Origin of the sequence: Nocardiopsis terrae (genome assembly GCF_014651695.1) — a bacterium.
Taxonomy (GTDB): domain Bacteria; phylum Actinomycetota; class Actinomycetes; order Streptosporangiales; family Streptosporangiaceae; genus Nocardiopsis; species Nocardiopsis terrae.
In genome coordinates this window covers 48,204-68,037 of the sequence record NZ_BMXJ01000003.1, presented here as the reverse complement: position 1 = coordinate 68,037, position 19,834 = coordinate 48,204, and the positions used below count along the sequence as shown (strand labels likewise).

Below are 19,834 nucleotides of genomic sequence, written 5' to 3'. Positions count from 1 at the left end.
TTCAACCGCCTAATCAAAGATAATCAGCACTACGGAACGGACACTCGCCCGGCCTTTCGACAATACTATCCAAATATCGAACCAAAAATCTTTCGCCACCTGAATCCAATTCCTCGAGGATCTTCCTTGCATTCAAATTTGACTCCCAATTAGACGTCAGCACATGAATCCTAGAAGACCCCTCAGGCAAGTAGGTGAGATGCGGCTCGACATAAACTGCCACGTCAGCACCTAGAAACCAATAAGACTCTGGAGAAGCACTCTCTTCATCTCGACTCCCCAAAAAAGAACCTAAAACCACACTAGGATCCCCATCGCAAAGAGCGGATCTTTTCCATCCAGCAAGACTCGCCCACACTGCGCTCGATTCAATAAGACGATACACATCAGCATGCCACGGGAGAAATTCACTTCCCCAAGAAACCCCGAAGCGACCATCCATCCTACAGACAAGACCGCACTGAACAAATTGCGGATCGGCAAAATTAAATATTCTCTCACCAGAACCCGTAGTCCGCACCCTCCCAGACTTGACACCGAGCCGAACCCACCCCTGAAGCTCTCCGCCAAGGATAGGAAACGCAATTCCCCCAAAGTCCCGCTCATGCGAAGCTAATATACTTTTTTCCGGTTCATGAGCATCCCAAGCGAACTGACTGCTCATCCCAGCGAAATACTTCCCAAATCGCTTCAGGAAATTGAGAGCCCCAATCGACAAACTGCGCGGCAACCCTCACCACCTATTTCTTATCGATGTAATTGAAGAGATTAACACACGAGGGACACTTTGGGTACATCTCGCCATGCTGGTCATATGTGTACTCTTGAGATCCTCCATTCACTTTTACGGTCGTCGCCTTGGTTCCCGAAAGGTCAGCCCCTTGACTTTCCAGTTCACACAAAGCACCGATCTCAGAGCACCCCCGGTGATGGCCTGTCGCTTCCGCAGCTGTGCGCACCTCAGGGGTAAGGTCAGATAGAGCTCGAGGGCCGCTGACGCCTCGCCCGACTTTTCCATCCCTAGAGACGATTTCACTGGCTGTGTTTGTCTTTCCGATGTTCGCATCAGCGAGATCAAGCAGGTCGTCGGATGCTCCACCGCAGTTGTGGTTAAGGACATCCAGTGAGTCCGCGGCCACGTGGTAGGTGTGGACGCCCTGCACGGTCAGGTTATGGACCGTGGCCGTCTGGGTCCAGGCCTGGACCGCGCTGACCTGCACCCAGGTGCCCGACGAGGTCTGCAACCACATGCCCGGGGCCAGGTCGATCGCCTCCACCCACGACCCCAGGTCCGGTACCCAGAACGGGTGACCGTCGGTCGCCACGATCACGTCCCCGGCCGTTACCGACCCCGGAGCGCCCTCAGACTCCTCACCCGAAACGGTCTCGTCCCCTTCAGGGGCATCACGTTCACTCGTCGGGTCAACGGTGATCTGCACCAGGGACCTGGCACCCGACCCCACGATCGTGGCCAACACCGTCCGGGCCGACTGCTCCCCCGTATCTGGGTCGGTGGCCAACACCTTCTCGCCGATATCGACATCCTCGATCGGCTTGGTGGACCCATCGGCCATCACCACACCCGTGCCGGGCACAAAGCTGTTCCCGATCGGACAACTCACGTTATCGAGCTTGCGGTTAGCCCTGTTCAGGCCCTTGACACCCTCGATCAGATCACCGCCCAAGGCAGAGATCTTCCGGCCCAACTCCGCCGCTTTACCCCACCGCAGACCGTACTTCGCCGCGATCTTGGCAGGCAGTCCGCCGACGAACATCAACGCCACGTTGACCGCGGTCTCACCACACGCACCCAGATCACCAGTGGTGAAGCACTCCAGCCCGGCGGTGATACCGAGCTCGTCGGCCACCAACTGCGCCAGGCCGGTCGCCGCAGAGACCAGCTTCTGTTTTGCTTCTGCTTTCTCAGCCTGGGCTTCACGATAGGCTTTGGACTGCTTCTGATCCTGATAGTTCGAGCCGCCACTTCCTGACCTGGACCCGGAACCGGAGCCAGAAGAAAGAACCCTGTCGATCCAATTATTTGCGCGCTGAAACGACGGATTGTTATAAACGTTCACTCCGCGCTTCGCCAAATAATTAGCCACCGCGTTGATCATAAGCCGGGCGACAAAAGCTGCAGTTTTCCAAAAGAGCCCATCGGGGTCCGTGAAGGTCACTGGATTGTTGTTGGCGTAGATATAGCCGTGCATCTGCTGGTGGTCGGTCACGTCCATGACCGGGTCCGGAGAAATGAATCTCCCCAGCGTCGAGTCGTAGGCACGAGCTCCGAGCTGGGTCAACCCTGTGGAGGAGTCAACGGTTCCGTCGACGAACCCGCGCTCCGAAGGCCAGGCACCGGCAGCTTCCCCGCGCTCGGTCCCGAACACGCTCATGTACCGGTGCGTCGCCTCACCGGTGCGAGCATCGACGGCGACCTGGCCGGTGCCGTGGTGGTCGGCGTGGATCCACGACAGGGTGCCGTCGTTCTGCCGGACCGCGACCGTCTCCCCCGCGTGGGAGTAGAACCGGGTGGCCTCTTTGACCAGGTCTTCCTTGTCCAGGCGCAGTTCCATGCCCGGCAGGTAGAGCGTGGTGGAGGCCGGGTCCTCACGGATCAGCCGCTGGCCGTCGGCGTCGTAGGTGTAGGAGGTCTCCGAACCGTCCTCCTCGGTGACCCGGGCCAGGTTGCCTTCGGCGTCCCACTCCAGTTCCTGGTCGCGGGAGGAGGTGGTGCGGCCGGTCATGTTCCCGGCCTCGTCGTAGGAGTACTCCTCCAGCCGGGTCCCGCCCGGTCCGGACTCCTCCACCCGGGTCAGCGCCTGGGGCGCCACATCGGTCGCATCGCCGTGCTGGTAGGTACGGGTGATGTCCCCGCCGGGAAGTCCGTGCTGGACCTCGGTGGTGCGGTTGCCGAGCTGGTCGTAGGTGTACTCGTGCCAGTACGGAGCCGCACCGCCCAGGGCGTCGGCGGAGGGTTGGGCCGCGCACGCCTCCTCACCGGTGGCGTCGGGGGTCCACACCCCGGTCATCCGGCGCATGTGGTCGTAGGTGAAGCACTGCACGTCCGACTGGAGGTGTTCGGCGGTGGGTTCGTCGCGCAGGCTGAGGACGTTGCCCGCGTCGTCGTAGCTGTAGTAGCGGTGCACCAGCGACCCGGTGAGACCGCGTTCGGGCACCAGGGTGGTTTCGGCCACCCGCCCCGTGGCGGGATCGTAGTCGCGGGTCATCCACGTGGCGTGGGTGCTCGACGAGGGCCCGGTGTCCAGAGCGATCTGGCGCAGTTCGCCGAGCCCGTTGTAGACGGTGTCGGTGACGTAGTCACTGAGCCTCGACGACATCTGGGTGGGCATGCCCAGCTCGTTGTAGCTGTAGGAGATGGTCTCCTGACCCAGTCCGCCGGCGGCGGGCTGGGTCTGGGTCCGGACCGAGCCGTCGAGGTTGTACTGGGTGGAGAAGCGGTAGCGCCCGGACAGCATGGGTTGGCTGTCGGGGATGCGGATCTCGGTGGTGGTGGGCCGGTAGAACTGGTCGTAGCGCACCACACGGGAGGTGTAGGCGTCCCCGTCGTCGTAGCGGGTGGACGAGGTCAGGTGGCCCTTGGCGAGGGTGTCGTAGACCCACTCGGCCCGTTTCTCCCCTTCCGGGGAGTCTTCGTGCAGCCCGACCTGACGGCCGATCTCGTCGTAGGAGTAGGCCAGGGTCTGCCCGCGGGCGTCGGTGGCGGAGACCATCTGGTCGAGCTCGTTGTAGCCCATCGTGGTGGTACCGCTGATGGGGTCGTCGGTGCGCACCAGACGGCCGCGCAGGTCGTAGGTGTGCTCCCAGACGTTGCCCTCGGGGTCGGTGACCGTGGCCAGCTCGTCGTTCTTGGCGTAGGTGTAGGTGATGGCGTCGTAGTCGCCCTCGGGGGTGCCCCCGTGGTGGGTGCGGACCTCGCTCAGACGCCCCTGGGCATCCACGATGGAGGTGGTGGCCACCGCTCCGTCGGGTGGGGTGACCAGAGTGCGCTCGCCGTGGTGTTCGGTGCTGGTGCGCCAGCGTTCCTCACCCAGGGCCACGTGGATGTTGTCGGTGACCCGTCCCGCGCCGTCGTAGACCGTGACGGCCTGGCGGGGGACGTCGGCGTCGTTGGCGACGACGAACAGGGTGTCGGTGGCCTCGTCCTCGTTGTAGTAGGGCTCGCGTTCCCGGACGACCTGGCCGCGGGTGTCGTGGAAGGTGTCCGTGACGAGCCGACCGCCGCCCGGAGCGGGGCTCTGGGTCTGCCGGGGGCGCAGGAAGGCGTCGAAGATCTCGTGGCTGGTGGTGTACTCGGTGCGGGTTTGCAGGGTGTGTGTGGTGATCGAGGTGGGTGCGTCCTGGCGGACGTGGTACTCGAACTTCGTGGTGGGGGTGTCGGTGGCCTGGTCGCGATCGGGCAGCCACACTCCGGTGAGGCGGCCGAGCGGGTCGTAGGCCATGGTCATGGTGCGGCCGTTGGCGTCGGTCTCGGAGACCGGAAGGCCGCGGGTCGGGTCGACCGTGGTGCTCGTGGTGTGGCCGACGGGGTTGGTCTCGGTGACCGATGCGGGCAGGCCGGAGGCGGTGAAGGTGTAGTCGGTGGTGGTCACCCCGCCGGAGGCGTCGGTCTCGGAGACGGTGTTACCGAAGTCGTCGAACCCGGTCTGGTCGACCGTCTGGTAGACGGGCTCGCCGTCGGCGTAGGAGTCGAGCTTCTGTGTCCTGGTGGGCAGGCCCCTGGTGGGGGTGTCGCCGTGGTCTCCGCCGTCGTAGGAGACCAGTTCGTCGGTGATGACGTCCTCGGGGCGGTTCGGGGTGTCCGCACAGTCGACGGCGAGGGTCTCGACGCGGGAGACGAGGTTGAGGATGCGGGCGTCGGTGTTGTTGACGTAGGTGGTGTTGACGCACTTCTCGTCGCCGTCGACGTCCACGTCACCGTGGTCGCGGACCCGGGTGACGGCGCCGTCGTCGTTGACGGTGTTGTCGACCCGGGCCTCAAGCCAGGAGTCATCGGCGAGACGGGTGAGGCTGATGACCTGTTCTGTCGCGATCTTGGTGGCGGTCTGCTCACCCCAGTCATGGGTGACCTTGGCGGTCTGCTTCCACCAGGGGGTGGTGATCTCCCGGGAGATGTCCTGGCCGCCCTCGCCGTCGCGGACGATGACCTCGCGGACGGTACCGTTCAGTTCCTTGTGGTCGGTGTGCTCGACCCCGCGGGAGTCGGTGACGGCCACGGAGCGTTTACCCGAGGGCTGCCTGTCCTCGTGCATGCCCTGGAAGTACAGGTACTCGGTCTCGGTGCGTTCCTCGTCCTCGTGGCCGGTGCGCACGATGACGCGGTCGTAGCCGCGCCAGTCGGCCCAGGTGCGGTACTTGTCCTTGACCATGCCGTCGGCCTCGGTGTACCGCCAGGCCGGGTCGCCGACGTAGTCGTAGCTGGTGGTGAGCGTGGGCTGGTCCGAGACCAGGTCCACTTCGTTGACCTCGGTGACCACGTACTTGTGGAACCAGTCGGTCAGTTCCACCCCGCCCTCGGGGGTCCACAGCACCGGGTAACACCGCTTGGTGTTCTCGTGCGGCTCGGGCGTTTTCCCGGGTTCGCACTCGGGTTGGGAGTAGTTGATGTCGAACTGGCCGCCGGACTCGGTGTAGATCGAGGTGATCCGCCAGCGCAGCATGGGGGCGATGTCGTCGGAGGGCGAGTCGACCCGGTTGGGCATCTGGGTGCCCGCGAAGCTGATCTTGGGCAGTGACTCGGTGCCGCCGACCTTGCCGACGTGTTCGATGGAGTCCAGCCACAGGGTGGGGCCGGTACCGTCCCCGGACTCGGGGAAGGAGTGCTCCAGTTTCCAGGTGTCCACGTCGGTGTAGGAGTCACCGTCGCGGACCTGGGTGGTGATGGCGTCGAGCTTCTTGGTGGACCAGAAGGTCGGCGAGTGCCGTCCGGCGCAGGACTCCCCCGACTTGCAGTCCTGGTCCAGGGGCACGTCGGGCCAGTGCTCGGCGTTGCCGGAGGTGCGCTTGTCGGCGGCGCAGTCGAAGGAGTCGGTGACCAGGCACCGCTCGGAGTCGGAGAAGAGCACCCGGGCCGGGGCGGTGGCGTAGACGTCGTCGCTGCGCAGCCCGTACTCGATGCGCTTGACGTTGGCCGCGCGCACGTAGGGGGTGGCGGTTTTGGTGAGGTTGCGGCCGTAGTGGTTGGTCTCGGCGTCGTAGTAGAACGTCATGACGTTGCCGTGCACGTCCACGACGTAGTCGAGGTTCCACTTGTTGGCCTGCTGGCACCAGGAGTCGGCGAAGTCGGAGTCGTAGCAGGGCTGGCCCGACTCGGGGGCGTAGACCGGCAGGGTCTGCGCCGATTCGGTCTCCGGGTCGCCGCTGGACCAGCCGGGCAGGCGGTTGCGGCCGAAGAAGTACTGGGTGCCGTCGGGGGTGGTGACCTTCCAGTATTCGCCGTCGTGGGCGCCGTTGTCGGCGCCGGTGAGGCGTTCGACCCTGGTGCCGTCGTCGTTGGACAGCCGGTAGGAGCCGTCGTCGTCCTTGACGAGCGCGCCGGAGTGGCCGGTCATCGACAGGGTGACGTTGTCGGTGTTCCAGCACAGGTCGCCGGTCTCGTGCCCGGAGTCCACGCAGGCGGAGTAGCGGCGTTCGATCGCACCGGGGGCGTAGGCGAACCCGTCACCGATCCAGGAGGTCTGGTTGTTGGAGGTGGCGATGCGCCCGTCCACCCCGCCGGAGGAGTAGCCCAGCCCGACCGCCGGGTTCAGGTCGCTGGGGGCGGGGGGTGTGGCGAAGGCGTAGGACCAGGAGAAGTCGCCGGACTGGTTGTTGACGTTCCAGCTGGAGGCGGCCGAGAGCTGGGTCGCCCCGTAGTCGCCGTTTCCGCCGGCCGGGGCGGCGGCCAGCGCCACCAGGGATCCCTGGGGTGCGGCGCTCACCCGGGCGGTGATGTGGTTTTCCCCGGTGTCGTTGTCCAGCAGCACGGCCGAGTCATGGGCGGCGGTGTCCTCGTCCGCACAGGACTCGTCGAGCACGCACTCGTCGAGCTCGACCATGGTCAGACGGGAGGCGTAGTCACCGCCGAAGGCCTCGGCGAAGCCGGAGTAGTCGACGCCGAGCTCGACCGGCGCGACCGACGCGGAGTCGTCGGTGCGACTCACCCGCAGCAGCAGACCGTTGACCCCGGCCTGCTCGGCCCGGTCCCGGTCCAACACCTCGACCTGGGCCGAGGCGACCGGTTCCGGTTCGGGGACCTCGACCGGCGCGGGGGCCGCGGGAGTCCGGGATTCCTCCTCGGCGGCGCTCTCCTCGGCTGTCGCGGGGTCCGAGTGCCGTTCCCGCTCGGCGGCGGCCCCGTTCCCGCCGCGGTCGGCCTCCTCCTCCGGTGCGGTGGCGTCGGGGTCCTCGGCGGGTGCGGCTTCCCCGTCCGCGGACCCGGGTTCTTCGGACTGCTGCTCGGCCGCCTGCTCCTCGGCTGCCTCTGCTTCCTCGGCCGCCTTTTCCTCCAGGTCCCGGGCGGCCTCCTCCTCCAGCACCTCCTGCCAGTGCTCGGGGACCTCCCAGTCCTCGAACTCCTCTCCGCTGACGGCCCCCACCGTGACCAGTGGGTCCTCCTGGGCGCTGAGCGTCCGCACCCGGTCCTGTTCCAGGTCGACGTCGACACTGGTGGCCTCGGGCCAGGCCACGGAGGCCGGGGCGGTCATCGCGGCCTCGGCGACCGCGTCGTCCTCGGACAGGGCCTCGGCGACCGCCTCGCTCCCCTCCACGGAGGGTTGTTCGGCCACCTCCGGGCGGGGGTTGTAGGCGGTGGCCGACGCCGGGAGCGTGTTCAGCAGCCCGGCGAACACCACCAGGGCCACGGGGTAGACGATGGCGCGGCGGATCGGTCCGGGCCTGGTCGAGGGGGCGGGTTCAGGGGTGTCACTGCGCGGGGTCACAGCAAGCCTCCTGTCACCCCGCCTTCCGGGGCGGGGTGACGGTTACGGGCGAATGGGGCGGGGGTGGAGCCTGGGTCAGCCTCGCGGAACGGGGATCTCTCCCGCGTAGACCTGGAAGAGTTCGCGTTCGTTGAGCACGCCTTGGTAGGTGTGGGCGTCGTCGAGGTCACCGGACCAGAAGTAGGTGTTGGCACCGCGGTGCTGGGCGCTGCCGATGCGCACCGGTCCGTCGGCGTGCCAGGCGTGGTCGACGGCCACACGGGATTCCTCGAAGCCGTTGACGTAGAGCACGAGCTGGCCGTTGGTGTGGTCGTAGACCCCGGCCAGGTGCACCCACTCCCCCAGCCGGGCGGGGGTGGTGGAGTAGGCGTAGGTCCATCCGGCGGCCCCCTCGGTGGGGGCGTCGTCGTGCGGGGCCATCTTGAAGGTCCAGTTGCCGTTGGAGCCCTGGTAGCCCAGGTGGAAGCCGCTCTGGAACTCGCCGGCCTGGCTCAGGGCGGAGACGTTGACGCTCTCGCCGGTCTCGTCCAGGCGTGCCCAGGTGGCGACGGTGAAGCTGCGGTCGGTGCGCACGGCCGGTCCGGTGGCCTGGACGTACTCGTCGTCACCGTTGAGCCGCACCCCGGGTGAGAAGGTGACGTCGTTCTCGGCGCGGTCCCAGGCGGTGTCGGGGTCGGCGTGCAGGGTGGCGTCCAGGCCGTGGTCGGTGGAGTCGGCCACCTCGGTGCCCTGGTACTCGTCCAGCGCCCAGCGCCCTTCGGGGGCCAGGGGGCGGTTGGCCAGTCTCCACACCTCGGAGTGCTGCTCGGCGTCGGTGACGGTCTCGTCCAGGACCAGGCGGTCCCAGACCTTGACGTCGTCGACGGACCCGGGCCAGTAGTAGTTTCCCGCCCCCTGGAACAGTGCCCGGCCGACGGTCAGGGGGCCGGTGGCGTTCCAGGAGCCGGTGTGGGTGGACGCTCCCTGCCGGACGCCGTCGACGTAGAGGACGAGTTCTCCGGTCTGGGAGTCGTGGGTGCCCGCCAGGTGGGTCCACACCCCGGTCTCGGCGGGGGTGGAGGAGGTGACGACGGCCCACTCCCGGGAGCCGTCCCAGTGCTGGTCCTCGGGGGACATCTTGAACACCCACTCGCCGGTGTTGCCCTGGTAGCCCAGGTGGAAGGCGCTCTGTTCCTCGCCCTCCTGGGCCACCGCGGTGTGGTGGGCGTGGGCGCGGTCCAGCTTGACCCAGGCCGACACCGAGAAGGTGCCGCTGGTGTCCACGGCCGGGTAGTCGGCGTTGATCTGGTCGTAGGGGCCGGGGTCTCCGTCGGTGTAGCCGCTGGTGTGCACGGCGGTGCCGTTCAGTCGCGGGACGGGGTCGGTGTGGGGGTTGTCGACGGTGCCGACCCGGCCGCGCACCCACTCCACGCCTTCGGAGAGGGTGGCCCCGCGTTCGGGGTCGACGGCGTCGGAGGCGCGGTCACCCTGGCCCTCGTCGAAGGCCAGGTGCGCGACCGGGTCGCTGGGCGGTGCCACCAGGAAGGTGTGGGCCAGGACGCAGTCGGAGGAGTTGCCGAAGGCGTCCACGGTGCGGGCGTAGATCCGGTTGGGTCCCTCCAGACGGGGTGTGAGGGTGACGGTCACCGGTCCGCCGGGAGTCTCGGGCTCGACCTCGGTGACGCAGGAGTCGTCGTTGAGGGCGTACTTGTAGCCGGTGGCGTCCTCGACCCCGTTGTTGGTAAAGGTGAACTCGCCCGGCAGCCCGGTGGAACCGTGGAAGGCATCCCCGGCCGGGTAGTCGGTGGAGGTCACCTCCGGGCCCTGTTCGGGGCGGTCGGTGCTGACCGTCAGGTAGCAGCGGGTGGACCATCCCGACCAGGAGACGCCGTCGTTGGCGTTGGCCCGGTAGGTGATCAGCACGTTCTCCGGGAGGGTGCCCGAGCGCACCGACTGGAAGGAGCCGGAGGACCACACGGCGATGTCGGTCCTGGCGGTGTCCACGTCATCCAGGCGTTCGCCGTCCACCCACCACGCGAAGCGGGTCTTGACCTTCTGCCTGTTGGCGGAGGTGGAGTCGCGGTCGCGCACGTAGGCGGTGAAGGTGGGGCGGGTCTCGTTGATCAGCCGGGGGTCGTCGGGGTCGGTGGAGCAAGGGCCGCCGTGGGAGTCCGACACCTGGGTGGGGACCTCAGGAGGGTTGTTGTAGTCCACCTGCAGGGTGGGGTTGGAGGCGAAGCGGCGCCAGTCCCAGTTGCTGCTCGAACGGGTCTCGTTGCCGCGCAGTCCGACCGTGGTGGTCGCGTGCCCGGCGTCACGGCTCCACACGTACCCGTCGGTGGCGTTGAACTCCACCGTCGGGGAGGCTCCGCCGGAGCAGTTGGACCGCCCCGCGTTGATGGTGCGGGTGTCGAGCCTGGTGTTCCAGAACGAGGACGGGTTCTGTGAGTTCCAGGTGGTGTTGGAGGTGATCGCGTTGGTGCGCCACAACTGGACGCGCGCGTCGGTGCACCCGTAGGCGTGGGTGACCTTGGCCCGGAAGGTGGCGCGGGTGATGTCGGCGTCGCGGGTGCGCGAGTCGACGCGGAACCGCCAGAACGCGCGCTTGGTGCTGCCCTCGTTCGGTTCGTAGCCCACGCCGGGGGTGTGCGAGGTGGAGTAGTTCCAGTTGGACTGACTGGGGTAGTTGCGGTTGACGTAGGTGCGCCCCACCCGGCTGACCGCCACCGAGGGGTCGATATAGACCGGGTACTGGGTGGCCTCGTCGGTGAGCATCGCCGCGTCCGGGACCAGGCGGATGCTGTCCGGGGCCAGATCGACGTCCAGCAGCGCGGTGCGGGCGCCGGTGGGCGCCATGACCGTGGCGTCCTCGGCCATGTCCTGTTCGCCCGAGGAGTCCCACATGGCCGGGGCGAGGGCGCTGAACACGCTCTCCTGGCCCTTGTCGCCGATGGCGTCCAGGTTGCCGTGCTCACCGAGCCGCATGGTCACGCCTTCGGTGGCCAAGCCGAGCTCCAGGTCGGCCAGCATCTCGTGCCGGGCCGCCTCCGGGGTGTGCACCACCAGCACCTGACCGAAGCCGTCGACCCCCGCGGTCAGCACCAGGTCCACGCCGGGCAGCACGTCGGGGTAGGTGGCCTTGTCGGCCTCCAGTACCGGTGCGGGCAGGTCCTCGTGCCAGCCCAGGTCCACCGAGTTGGACCCCAGCCCGATGCTCGCCAACGCCGTGTCGCCGCCGCCGGAGAAGGCGATGTCCGCGGCCGCCGCCCTGGGTCGCACCCTGCCGTCGGAGTCCGTCACCAGGTCGGTGTCGACCGGGGTCCACCCGCTGCCGTCTCGCACCCGGACCGGGTGGGCGTTCTGCTCCATGGTGAAGCTGCCGTCGGGGTTGGCAAGGTGGCGTGTGGTCTCGGTGGTGGCTCCGGCGATCTCCACCGGCTCACCGGTCTCGCCGGCCCGGGTGACGGCGGCCTGCTCGAAGAGCTCCGCGGTGGAGGCCGAACCCTCCTGAGGGGACGGCCCGGGTTCCTCCTGCGCGTGCGCGGTCGAGTGGAGGAAGGGGGTGAGCAACGCGGCTGACAGGGCGGCAGCGGTCACTGCTCGCACGGCGCGGGGCATGGCGGTGTGCTCTCTAGGCCCAGGTATGGGGGGATGGCCGAGTTTGTGGGGTGCGCCCCGGTTGCGGGGCGGCCTCGACCGGTTCCTGAAACCGAGAAGGAAGTTAACAGGACAAAGTGAACACGGAACCCGTGACCCACTTCACTCAAGGCACCAGAATTCCCTTGTCCTGTACTTTTCTCCGGAATTCGCCCAAAAGATGCTCTTGTGGCCGAGGTCGGACAACCGATCAAGGTTTGAACCTACTGATCCGGAGATCTCGGGTTCACCTCCTGTCGGGCGCGGCACGGAACCACAGGCCAGGGCCTCGAACTCCTGTGACCCGGTGGTGCCCCGCGTGCACGGTCCCGGGGCGGGTCCGGGTCGGAACCGGGCCCGCCGCGCCAGGAGCCCGGTGACGTCATCCACGCACCCGCTCCCGCTGCCGCTCCGGGGGCCCGGTGGCAAGCAGGAGTGGGCTTCCCCGGGGAAACCCCGGTGTACTACCGTGATCCGTTGATTACCGACACAAGTTCATTTCGTCGACGTCGCAGTGCACGGGAAGCCGGTGGGAATCCGGCGCGGTCCTCGCCACTGTGACCGGAGGGCGCCTCCCACACGCCACTGGACCCGCACGGGTCCGGGAAGGGGGGAGGTGCGGGGCGCAAGCGCCCGACTCCGGGAGCCAGGAGACCGGCTGCGACCGTCCGCGTCATCAAACCACGAAGGATGGTTTGTTCGATGAAGCCCACCGACGCACGGGCGGCCCTGGGCCGTGCCCGTTCCGCCGCCGTCCTCGCCCTGCTGCTGGCCGCGACCGCCTGCGGCGGGTCCCCCTCCTCCCCCGCCCCGGAAACCGCCGGGGAGACGATCCGCAACTGCGACGTCGATGTGGCCGCGGCAGAGCCGCCGGAGCGGGTGTTCGCCGCCTACCAGCCCGCCATCGAGACCGCCCACGCGCTGGGCATCAGCGACCGCCTGGTCGGAACGGCGTTCCTGGACGCCGAGGTGATGGACGAACACGCCGCCGCCCAGGCCGAGCAGGAGTACTACCCGAACCTGCCCAGCCTGGAGGAACTGCTCAGCCACGAGCCCGACTTCGTGCTCTCCGGATTCAACGGCGTGTTCACCGACGAGAGCCTGGGGACCCGGGCCTCCCTGCGTGAACTGGGCGTCGAGAGCTGGATCCTGTCCCCGCTGTGCCCGAGCGAGGACGGCCGCACCGACGAGACCATCGACCCCGCCACGGTGACGATGGACAACGTCTACGCCGACCTGCGCGACCTGGGAACCCTCTTCGACGAACAGGAGCGCGCCGAACAGGTCATCGCCGGCATGGAGGCCACCGTGGAGGAGGTCGCCCAGACCCTGGACGGCCGCGTGGCGGAGGAGGACCGGCCCACCGTGATGATCGGTCGGCCCAGCGACCAGGGGTTCCGGGTCGCCGGCGGGCCGGACTTCTCCACCGAGATCATCGACCTGGCGGGCGGGGTCAACGCCTTCGCCGACCTCGACGGCAGGCGCAACCACGACGTCGCCACCGAGGACGTGATCGCGCGCGACCCCGACTTCATCCTGGTCGACGTGTGCTGTGACGCGCGGATGACCTCCGCCGACGCCGCCGACCAGATCGAGCAGATCATGGACGACCCCGCGCTGGCCAACCTGACCGCGGTCACCGGGGGCCGGGTCGAGGGGTTCACCTTCGCCGACCGCTCCGCGGGCGTACGCAGCGCGGACGCGGTGGCCAAGGTCGCCGGGACCATCCATTCCGACCTGTTCGGGTAGGCCGGGCGATGGCCGACCGTGTGGCCGAAAGGCCCCTGTCCCCCGCCCCCGCCGAACCGCACCGGAAACCGCGGCCCCCGTCCGGCGGCTCCGGGCTGCTCAGCGGACCCGGAGCCCGAAGCATCGGGCTGATGGCGGCGCTGCTGGTGCTCGCCGGGGCCCTGTTGGCGTCGGTACTGGTCGGCTACCAGCAGCTGTCCGTGGCCGACGTGTATATCGCCTACGCCGGTTTCACCGGTTCCGACACCGACCTGGTCGTGCGGCACCTGCGGGTGCCGCGCACCCTCGCCGGGCTGGCCGTCGGAGCGGCCCTGGGCGTGTCCGGGGTCCTGGTGCAGGGGGTGACCCGCAACCCCCTCGGCGACCCGGGGATCCTCGGCATCAACGCGGGGGCGGCCCTGGCCGCGGTCCTCGCGATCAGCGTGCTCGGGGTGTCGGCGCTGCTGGGCTACGTCGCCTTCGCCTTCCTGGGCGCGGCGGCGGCCGCCTGCGCGGTCTACGCCGTCGGGTCGCTGGGCCCGGACGGGGCCGGCCCGGTCAGGCTCGCGCTCGCCGGCGCCGCGATCTCGGCCCTGCTGGGGTCGCTGACCTCGGCGATCATCCTGCGGGACCGCGCGAGCCTGGACGAGTACCGGTTCTGGGTGGTGGGTTCCCTGGCCGGGGCCGACGGTGCGGCACTGCTCCAGGCGCTGCCGTTCCTGACCGCCGGGCTGGTGCTGGCGGTGGCGCTGGCGCGCCCGCTGAACGCGGTGGCGCTCGGTGACGAGCTGGCCCGCTCGTTGGGGACGCGGTTGTGGCTGGTGCGCGGGGCGAGCGCGCTGGCGGTGGTGCTGCTGGCCGGGACGGCGACCGCCGCGGCCGGTCCGATCGGTTTCGTGGGGGTCGCGGTCCCGCACATCGCGCGCGCCCTGGTCGGCCCCGACCACCGTTGGGTGCTGCCGTGGTCGGCGGTGCTGGCGCCCGTCCTGCTGCTGGTCGCAGACGTCGTGGGCCGGGTGGTGGCGCGCCCCGAGGAGCTCCAGGTCGGCATCGTCACCGCTCTGGTCGGTGCGCCGTTCTTCATCCTCCTGGTGCGGCGGCGAAGGGCGGCGGGACTGTGAGCGGGCGTTCCGGAGTGCTGATGCCGGGTACGGGGGTGGTCCGCCTCGGCGCTCTCTCGGTACGGGTGTACTGGCCCGAGATGGCGCTCGGCTCCCTGCTGGCCGCCCTGGCCGCGGCGGCGGCCCTGCTTTCACTGACCGTGGGCGACTTCGCGATGGGACTGGAGGAGGTGGTGGGCGCGCTCACCGGGCGCGGCGGTGTGATGGCGGCGCACGTGGTGGTGGAGATGAGGCTGCCGCGCGCCCTGACCGCGCTGGGGGTGGGCGCCGCGCTGGCGCTCTCGGGCGCCCTGTTGCAGAGGCTGGCGCGCAACCCGCTGGTCAGCCCGGACATCATCGGGGTCAGCGCGGGCGCCACGACCGCGGCGGTGCTGGCCATCGTCGCCTTCAGCGGTACGGCGTTGGCGGTCGCGTCCAGTGCGCTGGCCGGGGCCGTGGGTACCGCGCTGTTGCTGTACCTGCTCGCCTACCGGCGCGGGGTCAGCGGGCAGCGGCTGGTCCTGGTGGGGATCGCGCTCACCGCGATGCTGGGCGCGGCGACCTCGTACCTGCTGACCCGCACCGAACTCACCACGGCGCAGCGCGCCATGCTCTGGCTCACCGGCAGTCTGGCGAACCGCGAGTGGCCGCATGCGGCGACGGTCGGACTGGCGCTCGCCCTCCTGGCGCCGGTCGCGTTCCTGCTGGCCCGTCCGCTGGCACTGCTCCAGCTCGGTGAGGACACCGCGATCGCCCTGGGCGGCCGGGTGCAGCTCTCCCGGGCCGTCCTGCTGTTCACCGCAACCGCGCTCGCGGCCATGGCCACCGCCGTCGCCGGGCCCGTGGCGTTCGTCGCGCTGGTGGCCCCGCAGATCGTACGGCGGCTGCTGCGGGAGCGTGCCGTCGGACTGTTTCCCGCCGCGGCCTGCGGCGGGCTGATGGTGGTCGGCGCGGACCTGCTCGCCCGCACCGCCTTCGGCGGGAGCGAGGTACCGGTCGGTGTGGTCACCGGGATCCTGGGAGCCCCCTACCTGCTGTACCTGCTGGCGCGCGGCGGCGGGGTGGGCCGGGGCGGGTGAGGCGAAACCCCGTCCGCCAGGGCTCGCCGGAGCTCGTGCGGGCGGATCGGGACTTGCGCGGGGAGCGGGTCAGCGCGCCACGGTGGGGTCGGCCCAGACGGCCGTCCCGCCCGAGTTCTCGACCCTCTCCGCCTCCAGGCGCAGCCTCAGGGCGCCTTCCGCCCGACGCGACGGACGAGGCTGTCGTGGCCCTTGCTCCCCGGAACCGAGGGCGGCTGCGGATACCGTCCACCCATGACAACAACGTTCGATTTCGCCGGTGCTCTCGCCCAGGGGCTCGGGAGCCGTAACGGAGCCTGGGAGTTCCTCCGTGCCTACGCCGCTCACTGGGCGGACGGTCTGGACGAGAACGACGGGTGGCGAGAGGCCGACCTCGATGCCGCCGAGAACCGACTGGGCCTGCGCCTGCCGACGGCGTTGCGGGAGGCCTACCGGCTCTTCGCCCGTCGGGAGGACCTGACCGGCAACCACGACCGGCTCCTGGCTCCGGACGAGCTGCACGTCGACGCCGCCCGGGAGGCCCTGGTCTTCCGGCACGAGAACCAGGGCGCCGCCTCCTGGGGGATCCTTCTCGAAACCCTCCACGAAGAGGACCCGGCGGTTCTCGTCCGGGCCGACCTGGCCGACAGGTCCGCAGAACGGTGGGAACCGTGGACGGAGCGGTTCTCCGCCTGCTGCGTCGAGCTCGTGCTGTCGGAGTCCCTGCTGGCCGACTCCGCGCTCTGCGGCTTCCTGTACGAGCCCGCCGAAGAGGACCTCCGGATGCTGGAGGAAACGTGTCTGCGCCTCCCCTCTCCCGACCGCCCCGGTGAAGGGAGCGGGCCCGGCATGCGCTGGTTCCTGGGACAGGACGTGCTGGTCCGCGACGACGGCGCGGGCCTTCTCGTGCGCGGTCTGACCCCCGAGGCGCTCGTCCGGTTCCGGGATCTGACACGGGGCGAGTGGCTGGAACTCTGACCGACCGGGGCCAGGGCACCCCGTTTTCGCACGGCCGACGGCTGTGGCGGTCGGCCCCCGTTCACCGGCACTGCGCGTCGATGTACCCCTGGAAGTCCGGGAACTCCTCCCGGGCCCGCCCGAGGATCTCCTCCGGATCACGGCAGGCGTCGGGGGCGTGCCGTCGGGCGACCTGCAGAGCATCGGGGTCGGGCTCGCAGGGACCGTCATCGCTCCACCCCATGACCTCGTCCGGCCCGTGCCCCTGAGCCACCAGCCACAGGAAGGCCCCGAGGTCGGTGGCCATGACCGCGAGCTCCCCCTCCGAGCCGAGGAAGACCACGGGCTGCTCGGTCAGCGGCCGACCCTCCCGGACCAGCCACAGGCCGGTGTAGCCGCCTGAGCCCTCCATGCCGAAGAAGCGGAACTCGCTGCCGTCGACCTCCTCGTTGCCGGTCCACAACCGGTACCACCACGCGGTCTCGTCAGGGTGCTCGAAGGCTTCGTACATCTCGAAGTCCATGTCCCGGGCGCCATGGGTCCTCCTGAGGTCTTCCAGCATCGGGGGGAAGGAGAGATCGATCATGGGTGGACAGTAGCGCTCCGTACGGACATCGGCCCGAGGGGCCCGCGCCTGCGGCGCACCCGGCCGGGATCACGGACTCCAGCTCCCGGCGAGTGGTCCCGGCCCCACCCCCGGGGTTCCGTGCCCTTCGGCACCCACGGGCGTCCGATACCTGCGGGCATGCTAGCTTCGGACCGTGGCAGGATCCCAGGAGCCGACGTCCCGCACCGTCCGCGAGGAGGTGCGGCACAGGCTGCTCGCCGCCGGAAGCGTTCTTCTGACCCTGTCCCTGCTGGCCGGGTGCGGGCAGGACTCGGGCTCCGGTGAACCGGGCGATCCGGAGGAGAAGAGCTACGAGGGCGTGCCCGAACTGCTCATCGTCGAGAACGACAACGCCGCGCTGGAGATCGTCCCCGGCGGCACCGACGAGGTACGGGTACAGCGCGAGGCCCAGGGGAACCCGAACGGGGACTGGGAACTGACCGGCGACACCCTCCGCCTGGAAACGGACTGCGCGGCGTTCTCCGACTGCCGGATCCGCTACCAGGTCATCGTCCCGGCCGACACCGCGCTGACGGTGGCGACCGACGAAGGCCCCGTCACCGTGTCCGGGTTCAGCGCCCCGGTCGAGATCAGCTCCGGGAACGGCGGCCTCGACATCTCCGACGTCACCGGACCGCTCACCCTGACCTCGGTCAACGGGGACATGAACCTCACCGGGATCGGTTCGGAGAGCCTGAGCGCCGCCACCGACAACGGCGGCATCGACGCCGCGTTCGCAGAAGCCCCCTCCGAGGTCGAGGTCAGCACCAACAACGGTGACGCCACGATCGCCCTGCCCGGCGGCCCCTACGCCGTGTTCGAGACCTCCGACAACGGTCGGGTGGTCGCCGACGTCCCGGTGGACGAGGCCAGCGACAACACCGTCACCGCTCGGACCGGGAACGGGACCATCACCCTGGTCCCGGCCGGCTGACCTCCGACCCGGCTCCCGCCCTCCGCGTCATCCCCGAGACGTTCGCGGTCGGCGCCCCTCAGTGCGCTCGCGAGGAGCGGCCCCGGGCCCGGGGACCGCCCCCGGGCCCGCCTGGCTCAGAACAGGTCCCTGCGGCCCGCCAGGGAGTCGATCCACTGGTGCAGGTGGCCCGTCCAGTCGCGTCCGGCGCCGTCGTGGTGGTTCACGGCGAAGCGGTGGAAGGTGTCGCGGCCCTCGGAGAAGAGCAGGCCCGGCTTCTTGTCCAGTTCCAGCACCACGTCCACACCGTGCTCGTCGGTGACCAGGGACAGCTCCAGTTCGTTCAGGCCCCGGTAACGGCTGGGGGCGTGGAACTCGATCTCCTGGTAGAAGGGCAGCCGCTGCCGGGTCTGGGCGATGCGGCCCCGCTCCAGGTCGGCGTGCTTGAAGGTGAACCCGAGGGAGAACAGGGAGTCCAGGATGGCGGCCTGCGCGGGGAGGGGCTCGATGCCCACCGGGTCCAGGTCGCCGGGGTCGACCGCGTTCGCCACGTGCAGGCGGGTGTTCACACCGAGGTTCATGTGGTGCAGGTGGCGGCCGCGGTGGGCGGTGATGGGGGTCTCCCAGGGCACGAAGAGCTCGAAGGGCACCTGGAAGCGCTGTCCGGGGACCAGGGCCACGCCCTCGCCCAGGCGGACCCGGTGGAACTCCATGTCGCTGTTGACCTCGTGGTCACCGACCTCGGTCTCGACCCGGGCCTGGAGGCCGACGGTGAGCTGCTCGACCTGCTGCTCGACGTCGCCGCCCTCGATGACGACGGTGCCCCGCAGGGAGCCCCCCGGGACGGTCACGGACGAGTCCAGAGAGGTTTCCACCGAGGCTCCACCGAATCCGATACCGGCGAGCAGACGCTTGATGACCATGGATACTTCCTTTTCCCGGTGGGTGCTTGGCCGGGAACGTCGGGGATGGCGAGCGCACCCGGAGTCTGGTGGTGCGGCCGGGCCCCTGTGATCGTCCGGCCGCACTCGTAGGGGTGCCCGGGCTCAGTGGCGCCCGGAGACACGGCCTAGAGCAGGCTGCGGTTGCCTGCGATGGCGTGGATCCACTCGTGGAGCTTGGCCGCGATCTCCTCGGGGTCGGTGTCCTCGTGCTCGATGCTCAGCCGCAGGAGGGTGTCCCCGCCTTCGCTGAAGAGGATGCCGGGCTTCTTGTCCAGCTCCAGCACCACGTCCACACCGTCGTCGTCGGTGAGGAAGGTCAGCTCCAGTGACTCCAGGCCCTCGTACTGGCCGGCGGTGGAGTACTCGAGCTCCTGGTAGAAGGGCAGCTTCTGGCGGGTGCCGGGGATCTCGCCCTTCTCCAGGTCGACGCTCCTCAGGACGAAACCCAGTGCGTCCAGCGCCTGCAGGACCGCGGCCTGGGCCGGCAGGGGCTCGATGAGCAGCGGGTCCACGTCCTTGCGGTCCAGGGCCTTGTCCACGTGCAGACGGGTGTTGAGACCCACGTTGTCCAGGACGTGCGTGCCCCCGATGGAGGTGATGGGGGCCTCCATCGGAACGGTCATCTCGAAGGAGAGCTCGAACTCCTGCTCGGGCTCCAGCTCCATCTCCTCGTCGGTGAGCGTCTGCTCGGCGACGACCACGTCGATGGTGTACTCGCCCGACTGCGTCTCGCCCTCGGAGTCCTCGTACTCGTACTCCTTCTCCACGTTGGCGCGGAGACCGACGCTGATGCCCTCCAGTGTCTGGGCGACCTTGCCTCCGGTGACCTTGAGGGTGCCGGTGACGGTACCGCCCGGCTGGACGGTCTCGTTGTCGAGGGTCGTCTCTACGGTGGCACTGCCGATGCCGACGCTGGCGAGCATGCGCTTGAAGATCAAAGCGTCTTCTTCCTACCTAGGTCCGCTGCCCGAGCGC

General features: G+C 69.0%; 11 protein-coding genes and 1 riboswitch. Of the genes, 5 read left to right on the top strand and 6 right to left on the bottom strand.

Features of this window, described 5'->3' with window-relative positions:
- Window positions 1-13: 13 nt before the first annotated feature.
- The 3 genes from IE195_RS08165 to IE195_RS08155 form a co-directional block, all read right to left on the bottom strand.
- Window positions 14-664 (bottom strand): hypothetical protein, encoded by a 651-nt coding sequence (locus tag IE195_RS08165; protein ID WP_191269222.1) that lies wholly within the window; start codon window positions 662-664, stop codon window positions 14-16.
- A gap of 76 nt (window positions 665-740) precedes the next feature.
- Window positions 741-6,728: an RHS repeat-associated core domain-containing protein gene (locus tag IE195_RS08160; RefSeq protein WP_373295655.1), complete on the bottom strand. Its 5,988-nt coding sequence runs from the start codon at window positions 6,726-6,728 to the stop codon at window positions 741-743.
- Between the two features lie 1,284 nt (window positions 6,729-8,012).
- On the bottom strand, window positions 8,013-11,534 hold the full coding sequence (locus IE195_RS08155; RefSeq protein ID WP_191269220.1) for a LamG-like jellyroll fold domain-containing protein: 3,522 nt from the start codon (window positions 11,532-11,534) through the stop codon (window positions 8,013-8,015).
- A gap of 513 nt (window positions 11,535-12,047) precedes the next feature.
- Window positions 12,048-12,229, top strand: a riboswitch (cobalamin riboswitch).
- A gap of 25 nt (window positions 12,230-12,254) precedes the next feature.
- Between IE195_RS08155 and IE195_RS08150 the strand changes: the two genes are divergently transcribed.
- From IE195_RS08150 to IE195_RS08135, 4 genes are all read left to right on the top strand, one after another.
- The gene (locus tag IE195_RS08150) at window positions 12,255-13,301 is read left to right on the top strand and encodes an ABC transporter substrate-binding protein (protein ID WP_191269218.1); all 1,047 of its coding nucleotides are present in this window, start codon (window positions 12,255-12,257) and stop codon (window positions 13,299-13,301) included.
- An 8-nt stretch (window positions 13,302-13,309) separates the two neighbouring features.
- The gene (locus IE195_RS08145) at window positions 13,310-14,401 is read left to right on the top strand and encodes a FecCD family ABC transporter permease (RefSeq protein WP_191269216.1); all 1,092 of its coding nucleotides are present in this window, start codon (window positions 13,310-13,312) and stop codon (window positions 14,399-14,401) included.
- Between the two features lie 20 nt (window positions 14,402-14,421).
- Complete coding sequence (locus IE195_RS08140) at window positions 14,422-15,459, top strand: FecCD family ABC transporter permease (protein WP_191269214.1); 1,038 nt, start codon at window positions 14,422-14,424, stop codon at window positions 15,457-15,459.
- A 234-nt stretch (window positions 15,460-15,693) separates the two neighbouring features.
- Window positions 15,694-16,416: an SMI1/KNR4 family protein gene (locus IE195_RS08135; protein WP_191269212.1), complete on the top strand. Its 723-nt coding sequence runs from the start codon at window positions 15,694-15,696 to the stop codon at window positions 16,414-16,416.
- Between the two features lie 61 nt (window positions 16,417-16,477).
- Here the strand turns inward: IE195_RS08135 and IE195_RS08130 are convergent, their stop codons facing one another.
- Window positions 16,478-16,981 carry an SMI1/KNR4 family protein gene (locus tag IE195_RS08130; RefSeq protein WP_191269209.1) on the bottom strand — a complete coding sequence of 168 codons (504 nt, stop codon included), beginning with the start codon at window positions 16,979-16,981 and terminating at the stop codon, window positions 16,478-16,480.
- Window positions 16,982-17,156: 175 nt separating this feature from the next.
- On the opposite strand from IE195_RS08130, the gene IE195_RS08125 reads away from it, so the two are divergent.
- A complete protein-coding gene (locus IE195_RS08125; protein ID WP_229826129.1) occupies window positions 17,157-17,936 on the top strand; it encodes a DUF4097 family beta strand repeat-containing protein in 780 nt (259 codons plus the stop codon).
- Window positions 17,937-18,052: 116 nt separating this feature from the next.
- Here the strand turns inward: IE195_RS08125 and IE195_RS08120 are convergent, their stop codons facing one another.
- Window positions 18,053-18,838: a sporulation protein gene (locus IE195_RS08120; protein WP_191269207.1), complete on the bottom strand. Its 786-nt coding sequence runs from the start codon at window positions 18,836-18,838 to the stop codon at window positions 18,053-18,055.
- A 146-nt stretch (window positions 18,839-18,984) separates the two neighbouring features.
- A complete protein-coding gene (locus IE195_RS08115; protein ID WP_191269205.1) occupies window positions 18,985-19,797 on the bottom strand; it encodes a sporulation protein in 813 nt (270 codons plus the stop codon).
- Window positions 19,798-19,834 lie beyond the last annotated feature (37 nt).

What these genes read in the sequence shown, in the direction of transcription:
- IE195_RS08140 (WP_191269214.1), top strand. Translation starts at nt 14,422, where the DNA reads ATGCCGGGTACGGGGGTGGTCCGCCTCGGCGCTCTCTCGGTACGGGTG.
- IE195_RS08150 (WP_191269218.1), top strand. Translation starts at nt 12,255, where the DNA reads ATGAAGCCCACCGACGCACGGGCGGCCCTGGGCCGTGCCCGTTCCGCC.
- IE195_RS08130 (WP_191269209.1), bottom strand. Translation starts at nt 16,981, where the DNA reads ATGATCGATCTCTCCTTCCCCCCGATGCTGGAAGACCTCAGGAGGACC.
- IE195_RS08135 (WP_191269212.1), top strand. Translation starts at nt 15,694, where the DNA reads ATGACAACAACGTTCGATTTCGCCGGTGCTCTCGCCCAGGGGCTCGGG.
- IE195_RS08145 (WP_191269216.1), top strand. Translation starts at nt 13,310, where the DNA reads ATGGCCGACCGTGTGGCCGAAAGGCCCCTGTCCCCCGCCCCCGCCGAA.
- IE195_RS08120 (WP_191269207.1), bottom strand. Translation starts at nt 18,838, where the DNA reads ATGGTCATCAAGCGTCTGCTCGCCGGTATCGGATTCGGTGGAGCCTCG.
- IE195_RS08165 (WP_191269222.1), bottom strand. Translation starts at nt 664, where the DNA reads ATGAGCAGTCAGTTCGCTTGGGATGCTCATGAACCGGAAAAAAGTATA.
- IE195_RS08155 (WP_191269220.1), bottom strand. Translation starts at nt 11,534, where the DNA reads ATGCCCCGCGCCGTGCGAGCAGTGACCGCTGCCGCCCTGTCAGCCGCG.